Origin of the sequence: Mycobacterium sp., assembly GCF_035640695.1 — a bacterium.
In the GTDB taxonomy this organism is placed as follows: Bacteria; Actinomycetota; Actinomycetes; order Mycobacteriales; family Mycobacteriaceae; genus Mycobacterium.
Genome location: NZ_DASQVQ010000083.1, coordinates 1 through 7666, shown reverse-complemented (window position 1 = coordinate 7666; position 7666 = coordinate 1). Strand labels below are relative to the sequence as shown.

The 7666-nt window shown below is 65.7% G+C and carries 5 protein-coding genes and 1 tRNA gene; 3 read left to right on the top strand and 3 right to left on the bottom strand.

Annotation, left to right across the window (positions count from 1 at the left end; genetic code table 11):
- The 3 genes from VE759_RS09945 to dcd all read right to left on the bottom strand — a co-directional run.
- Window positions 1–1130 (bottom strand): DUF7159 family protein (locus VE759_RS09945; protein WP_324931113.1); only part of this gene is annotated, 1130 nt, incomplete at its 3' end.
- A 292-nt stretch (window positions 1131–1422) separates the two neighbouring features.
- Window positions 1423–2772, bottom strand: a complete 1350-nt coding sequence (locus VE759_RS09940) for a DUF7159 family protein (RefSeq protein ID WP_324931110.1) — start codon at window positions 2770–2772, stop codon at window positions 1423–1425.
- A 140-nt stretch (window positions 2773–2912) separates the two neighbouring features.
- Window positions 2913–3485 (bottom strand): dCTP deaminase, encoded by a 573-nt coding sequence (gene dcd / locus VE759_RS09935; protein ID WP_324931107.1) that lies wholly within the window; start codon window positions 3483–3485, stop codon window positions 2913–2915.
- A 56-nt stretch (window positions 3486–3541) separates the two neighbouring features.
- Here dcd and VE759_RS09930 point away from each other — a divergent pair.
- The 3 genes from VE759_RS09930 (at window position 3542) to VE759_RS09915 (ending at window position 7148) form a co-directional block, all read left to right on the top strand.
- A tRNA-Gly gene (locus VE759_RS09930) sits at window positions 3542–3615 on the top strand.
- A gap of 280 nt (window positions 3616–3895) precedes the next feature.
- Window positions 3896–4801 carry an alpha/beta hydrolase gene (locus VE759_RS09925; protein WP_324931116.1) on the top strand — a complete coding sequence of 302 codons (906 nt, stop codon included), beginning with the start codon at window positions 3896–3898 and terminating at the stop codon, window positions 4799–4801.
- A gap of 1084 nt (window positions 4802–5885) precedes the next feature.
- Complete coding sequence (locus tag VE759_RS09915; protein WP_324931104.1) at window positions 5886–7148, top strand: HNH endonuclease signature motif containing protein; 1263 nt, start codon at window positions 5886–5888, stop codon at window positions 7146–7148.
- Window positions 7149–7666: the final 518 nt, after the last annotated feature.

Below are 7666 nucleotides of genomic sequence, written 5' to 3'. Positions count from 1 at the left end.
TGCGCCGGGGCGGGCGCCTGGACGAGAGCGTTGCGCGGTGCTTGCTGCTGTTGCACGACCGGCACGGGCGCGTGGATGGTTTCCGGGGCGGGATGCGGACCGGGCTGCGCGCCTTGCGTGGGAGCCGGGGCTACGGTATTCGGCAGTATCACGCTCTGCCCCGGGTCCGGCCGGGTATCGACGGTCGGCCGGATGCTCACTGCCAACGAAAGGACAAGAGCCACAACACCAACCACGAAGATGCCGGTCAGCGAGCTGCCCACGAGCAGGAACGGCTTGCGATCCGCGGCGTCCGGATCTTTGGTGAGAACCTCGGGTTCATCGACGCTGTCGAGATCGTAACTCGCCGGAGCGAGCTGAGTGTCGGCGGCCGCGAGCCCGACCGCGTAATCCTTTCCGGCCGTCGTGCCGTCGGGATCCTGCGAATATGCCAGACCGACCGTCGAGGCCTCAAAGCGCGGCGCATTCGCCGACGCGAGCGCCGCACCGCGAGCAAGCGCGAATTCCGGCTCCTCCGGCGCGCTGACCGGAATCGAGACCAGGTGTTCCAGGTGCTCCTTCACCGAGGAGATGTCCACTCCGGAACCGACCACAAACATGCCCCCGGGCCGCGACGGATGCGCCTCGAGATTGGTGACCATCTCCGACAACGCCGCCATCGCGTCGCTGCTGTGCAGGCTCCGGCTGTCCACCTTCACGATTGAGCCGTCGGACGTCTCCACCACCGACAGCGTCGCGGTGTCGCGCTCGATGAACATCAGCGCCGTCTTGCCGTAACCCACGGCCCGTCCGACCGCCTGGGCGAGCGCACTGGCGGCGTGTAACTCGGACACCAGCATCACGTCTTCGATGCGGCCGGCGGCGAGCGCGTCGCGCAGCGCGGCGGCCTCGTCGCGGTCGGCCCATGTGACACCGGTCGACATCAATCGGTGGCCGCTGGCGGCGGCGCTTTCCTGCGTGCCGAGAACCGCCGCGATGACTTGATCGGGCGCGCTCGACGTTGCCGAGCCGTCAATTGCCGCGACGTTGAAGACGTCGTTGTCGACGGTGAGCCCGTCACCCTTCTCGCCTTCAACCAGCACCATGCGGACCGTCGTTGGTGTCATCGATACACCAAGTACGATGTCCACTACTCCTCCAAACTATTTGCTACAACGCTTCGGTCATCTGGAAGTCCGTCTGCCGTGCAAGCTATCAACCCGATACTTCATCGCGAATCTGACCCGCGGCGTTACATTCGCAGGGGTTAGCTGATCTTGATGAAGGCGAGGTGGGTTGCCGACTGCTCAACCCGCCTGACCGCGCGGTACAAACCCTACGCAAAATTAAACGTGCGAGGCGGCTCAGGTAGTTCACAGGTTGTCCTGCGACGCGGCATTACGACGCGATTACGGAGGCGATTACGGAGGCGGCGGGGGCCGATTACGGAGGCGGCGGGGGCGGCGGATTGTCCGGCGGAACCGGCGGCGGCGCGTCTTGTTGCGGCGCCTGCTCGCCCTGCTGATTCCTGTGGAAGAACGGGAGCCTCGACAGGATCCGGTCCCGAAGACGCGGTTCCTGCTGCGGAGGCTCGATCGCCGGCGGCGGCACCGTATCAATGGCCGGCGGAGCGGCGGGCGGCTGAGCGGCGGGCTGCTGAGGCGGCGCCACCGGCGCACCGGCGGGCGGAGCCGGCGCAGGGATCTCGGAGTAGACCTCCGGCGCGGGTGTCGGCAGGGTGGCCATCGGCTCGACCGATGGCACTGATTCAGCAGGTGCCGCCGGCGCCGGCGGCGGCGCAGCCGGGGGTGCGGCGGGCGGCAGCACGAGTTGCGGTGACCGCGGCGAGGGAGGGGGCGACGCGGCGGGCGCTGCGGACACGTCGTTGGCGAGCCGGCGAGGCGCCGCGGCTTCGGAATGCTTGTCCGGAACCAGCTTCAGGCTGACGGCGAGGGACAACGACACCACGAACATCAACACACCGACGATCAGCATGGTCAACGCGCCAAGGCTGTTCAGGGGCCAGCGGCGGCGCGCGCCGCCGACTTCGACAAGGCGCCCGATGCCCGGGACGAACTCTGACGACATCGAAGACGACGTCGGCTGGTCGGCTAGTTCGGGAGAAGTCATCCCGACGGCTGGCGCCGACGCCAGCGCGGCACCTCGCGCTAGCGCCGAGTCGGCGTCGTCCAAGGCGAAGACCGGAAGCGCGAACGCCGACTCGAGCTGTGAGATCACCATGTCGAGGCCCTTGTCGGAGCCGACGACAATCAACCGGTGTGGCGGCCCACCGGTGCGCTTGAATATCGCGATCAGCCACCGACGCAGTCCGTCCCAGTTGTCGAGCTGGTTGTTCGCGGCGGTGCGCACGTCTTCTACCTGCGGGTCGACGACCGACAAAGCCACCTCTTGCGGCTCGATCGCGCATACCGCTGTCTTCTCGTATCCGATCACATGCTCAATTGCGCGGGCCAATGCCTCGGTAGCCTCGGTGAGCCGAACCGGCACGACATTGCCGAACCCCAAGTCGCGCAGCGCATCCAGAACGTGCCCGGCGTGGTGTTCTGCGCCGTCGCTCCAGGTCACGCCGATCGAGTGCAGCCGGTGATCGCCCGCTGCGGCGATCGCCTCGGTGCCTAGCACGGCGGCTATCACCTGCTCCGAGACAGCGGCGGCGTCGGCATCACCCGGGTGGAATTCGAACGCGTCGTGGTCGATGGTGACGCCGTCACCCCCGCGTCCCTCGACCAGCACCAATCGGGCGGTGGTCGGCGCGATTGACAAGCCGAGCACCGTTTCCACTGTGCACCCCGCTTTCGTAGCCAGCCGTTCGCGGTGTGATGTGACCCTCAATTCACCTCCGCGCGACCCTACCTGCCCGCGGTGTTGTGGGCTAACCGAGTATCGAGGATGAGCTCTCGCCGACGCCGCGGCTAGGTCGACTTGATGAAGTTCTGATAGGAGCGAGACGGCGTAGGGCCGCGCTGACCTTGGTATTTCGAGCCGGCCCGCGCGCTGCCGTAGGGATGCTCGGCCGGACTCGTCAGCCGAAGCAGACACAGCTGCCCGATTTTCATGCCCGGCCAGAGCGTGATCGGCAGGTTTGCGACGTTCGACAGCTCGAGCGTTATGTGACCGGTGAAGCCCGGATCAATGAAGCCGGCAGTCGAATGGGTGAGAAGGCCGAGCCGGCCCAGCGAGGACTTGCCTTCCAGGCGGCCGGCGAGGTCGTCGGGCAGCGTGCACAGCTCGAGCGTCGACCCCAGCACGAACTCGCCGGGATGGAGCACGAACGGCTCGCCATTGACCGGCTGCACCAGGCTGGTCAGCTCGTCCTGCTGTAGGGAGGGATCGATATGGGTGTAGCGCGTGTTGTTGAAGACGCGGAAGAGATTGTCGAGCCGCACGTCGACGCTAGACGGCTGCACGAGGCCGTCATCGAACGGTTCGATGCCGAGTCGGCCGGAGGCGAGTTCCGCCCTGAGGTCTTTATCTGAGAGCAGCACCCGACGAGCGTATCGGCCGCTGAGCCGTCATGGTGTTAGCCTTTCCGAGCGACACCGCCGATGTAGTTCAATGGCAGAACATCAGCTTCCCAAGCTGAATACGCGGGTTCGATTCCCGTCATCGGCTCCATATTTTCCCAGAGCAAACGCAACTGAGAGTCCGGTTCGCTTCGCGATCCCGTACGCCGTCCATACCCCCGACCTGACAAAGCGGCTGATGTGATGCGAACGCGGTATGACGCTGGTCGCCGGGACTTGGTGGTGTCGGCCCCTCTGCCGGCATTTAACGCCTACGACTGGCGGGTATGTCTTCGGGTGTTACCGACCAGCTGACCGGTAAAGGGCACAACAAGATGAGCGACACAGCGGCACAAGTCAAAGAAGCAGTTACGAAGGTCGCGACGAAGGCCATGGGATCGGTGGCGCCGAGCAAGGTCATTGAGCCGATGCTGGACTTATGGACTCAAGGAAAGCGGACTCCGGTCTACCGACGCCCAGATGAAGTCGGTCTCGAATACGAGGACGTGTTCTTCTCGTCGATGGACGGCGTGGCGCTGGAAGGTTGGTTCATTCCCGCCGATTCGGACCGGCTGCTCATCGCGAACCATTTCCTACCCGGCAACCGCTACGGCTATGCCGGCCATCTTGATGGACTGACGGATTTCGGAGGGTTCGAAGTGAACTTCCTGCCGGAATACAAGGCTCTTCACGACGCCGGGTACAACATCTTGTGCTACGACATCCGCAATCACGGCCAAAGCGCTGACGGCAACGGCCACACGGTTGGCATCGGTGTGTTTGAGTACCGTGACGTGATCGGTTCGGTCCGCTACGCGAAGTCTCGGTCCGAGACGGCCAAGATGACGACGGGGCTGTTCAGCAAGTGTCTGGGGGCTGACTCGACGTTCGTGGCAATGGATAAGCACCCCGAGGAGTTCGCCGACATCAAGGTGATGATCGCCTTGCAGCCCATTTCGGCGCGTGCGTTCATCGAGAAGAACATCGTGGAGGTCGCTGGCATTGATAACGGCGTCGAACTCTTCGACGAGGGGCTGCGCCGACGCACGGGCATTCGCGTCGAGGAACAGTCACCGGCCCGGTATGCGAAGTCGGTGCGGGTGCCAACGCTAGTCGCGCAGGTACACGACGACACCCTGACCTATCCCTGGGACGTACAGACGATCTTCGACAGCATCGCCGCCGCCGACAAGAAGCTGCACTGGATCGAAGGCACCGACCAACGCTTCCGCGGCTACAACTACTTCGGCGAGCATCCTGAACCAGCGATTGAGTGGTTCGACACCCATATGAAGTAAACGGGGGAAGAAGTCCACGCGCTCGCCCTGGGTGTGCACGCGCAATGCGTCGCGACTAGTTAGCCATGCGGCGGTATCACGTTGTCGCCGTGATATTTTGGGGGTAGCCGCCAGCGCACCCAGCGCGGCCATCTCGTCGTCGTGTTCGGCCTTCGCGTAGAGGTGTGTGTAGACGAGTTCGGTCGTCGTCGGGTTCGCGTGCCCAATCCACTCGGCCACCTGCCGTACCGAAATTGTGGGCACTGCAGCGCACAGGCTCGCGTAGGTGTGTCGGAGCGAATGGAACCGCAACCCCGCGGGGAGCTTCGCGGTCGGTGTCAGCCGGTTAGCTCGGAGCACGGCGGGCCGGAACACGGCCTTGTACAAAGTCGGGTGGCGTAGCGGCGTCGTCCAGTCGAGCACCAGCCGCTTTTTGCGTCCTCCACGGTGAGTTCGGCGAGCGCTACGGCCTGGCGTCGCGCGCGGTCCTTCGCGCTCGCGCTCGGCGCTGCCTCTTCCACGGACCGCTGCCTCTTCCACAGACGTAGTGGCCGCTCCTGATGCGGCGGGCGTCGCCCGCACCCCCGTAGGCCGGGGCGTCGACAGCCGCGTACGGGGGAACAGGGTGGCTCGCGGCCGCGGGCCTCGGCGTCGCCGTATGCCCCGTGAGCGCGGTCAGCGGTGGATTTCCAGGCGCGGTGCGATCGTTCTCCCCGCGGTGGATCAGACAGCTCGTCGCAGTAACGCCGAGCACATCGGATCCGCTCACGGCGCGGTTCATCGGCAATCTGCGAACCCGAGGCGTGCATTTGCCCAGCGACATACGCGCGCAACTCAGAGGGTAGGTCGTCCAACCGGTCCGACGCTTCGACGGCCGGCCAAAGCCGCGTGGCCTGTGGTTCGGCGCGTGATGAGGCCGAGTTGGCCGCGCTGAAGGCTGCGGCTGCGCAGCGGTTGGCGGCCAATCGGGCCGTGCTGGATCGGGTGTGCCCGCATCAGCGGGGTGGGAGCCGCTGTCGAGCACCTCTTGGCAGATGATGACGGCTAAACCCCGGCGAGGGTCGGGCGGCCGGGATTTGTCGTACCCGGCTGCGATGATGGCGTCATGTCCTCGACCGCATCTCTCGGCGCCGCGGCGGTGCGTCCTGATGAGCGTCTTGAGGCGTTGTTCGATGAGTTGGCGGAGTTGGCCGGTCAGCGCAACGCGATTGACGCGCGCATCGTGGAGATCGTCGCCGAGGTGGATCGCGACGAGTTGTGGGGTGCGACGGGTGCGCGGTCGGTGCCGGCGTTGGTGGCCTGGAAGACCGGCACCTCGTCGGCAAACGCCGCCACGATCGCCACGGTGGCGCGCCGGCTGGCGGAGTTTCCCCGCTGCGCCCAGGGTATGCGGGAGGGCCGACTGTCGCTGGATCAGGTCGGGGTCATCGCGGCGCGTGCGGGCGAGGGATCCGATGCGCACTATGCGGAGCTGGCCGGGGTCGCCACGGTCAGCCAGCTGCGCACCGCGGTCAAGCTGGAACCGCGACCCGAACCCGAGCCCGATCCTGATTGTCGGCGGGGACCGGAGCAATCGATCACTAAGACCTCCGACGAGGAGGGCTCCTGCTACCGGATCACACTTCCCCACCACGACGCGGCAAAGTTCGATACGGCGCTGCAGTCTCATCAGGAGGCGCTGATCGCCGAGTGGAAGCACGATCGTGACAACGGTGACCGCGCACCAGGTCAGTCACCGCCGTTGCCCACCACCGGTGAGGCGTTTATGCGCCTGGTTGAGGCCGGGTGGGACGCCGAGGTCAGCCGCCGGCCGCACGGGCAGCACACCACCGTGGTGATGCATCTCGACGTCGCGCGGCGCGTTGCTTCGTTGCATCTGGGCCCGCTGCTGACCGAGGCCGAGCGCCAATACCTGACCTGTGACGCCACCTGCGAAGTCTGGTTTGAACGTGACGGCCAGGTCATCGGCGCCGGACGGTCGACCCGGCTGATCAACCGCCGGCTTCGCCGTGCCCTCGAGCACCGCCACCCCACGTGTGCGGTTCCCGGCTGCGGGGCCACCCGCGGTCTGCATGCACATCACATCCGGCATTGGGAAGATGGCGGCCCCACCGAGCTGTTCAACCTGGTGCTGGTCTGCCCCTATCATCACCGGTTGCATCATCGGGGCGTCATCACCATCACCGGTCCGGCACACCAGCTCTCGGTGACTGACAGCGCGGGCCGAGTACTGTGCGCAGGGTCGCTGGCGCGCCCGCCGAATCATCCTCCGCCCGCGGTGGCGCCGTGCCCGGGACCTACCGGCGAGCGCGCCGACTGGTGGTGGTATGAACCCTTCCAGCCCCAACCACCACCGACCAACAACTAGGTCGGGCGCTGGGGCCGCGTCGTTGCCAGCACTGCATCGAGGCTGAAAAGGTTTGGGGCATCAGGAAATTCGTTTGCGCAAGCCGCTGCTACCGCATCGTGAAAATCAAGGCCGGCAACCAATCCCGCACCGCCGCCGACCCGCAACCCGATAATCTCCGCAACGCCCTCATCAAGATCCGCGCAGACGCGCACCAATTTGAGCCAAGTCGGGGCGTCGCCGTATGCCCCGTGAACGCGGTCAGCGCCGGATTTCCAGGCGGGGTCCGATCGTTCTCCCCGCGGTGGATCAGAGCGTAACCATTAGGCAGGCTCGCACCGCGGCCTAACCTTCGATGGAGAGGAACTAACATGCGCGCCATCCAGATGGAACAGTTTGGCGACCCCGCGCAGGTGCTCCGCGTCGTCGACATCGAGGAGCCGCCGCCACCGGGTCCGCACGAGGTTCTGCTGAGCGTTGAGTTCTCGCCGTTGAACAAGCACGACCTACTGGTTGTCATCGGCGCGCTCGCGCGACCA

Excerpts from the sequence above, each read along its gene's own strand:
- VE759_RS09915 (WP_324931104.1), top strand. The coding sequence starts at position 5,886 with ATGTCCTCGACCGCATCTCTCGGCGCCGCGGCGGTGCGTCCTGATGAG.
- VE759_RS09925 (WP_324931116.1), top strand. The coding sequence starts at position 3,896 with ATGGGATCGGTGGCGCCGAGCAAGGTCATTGAGCCGATGCTGGACTTA.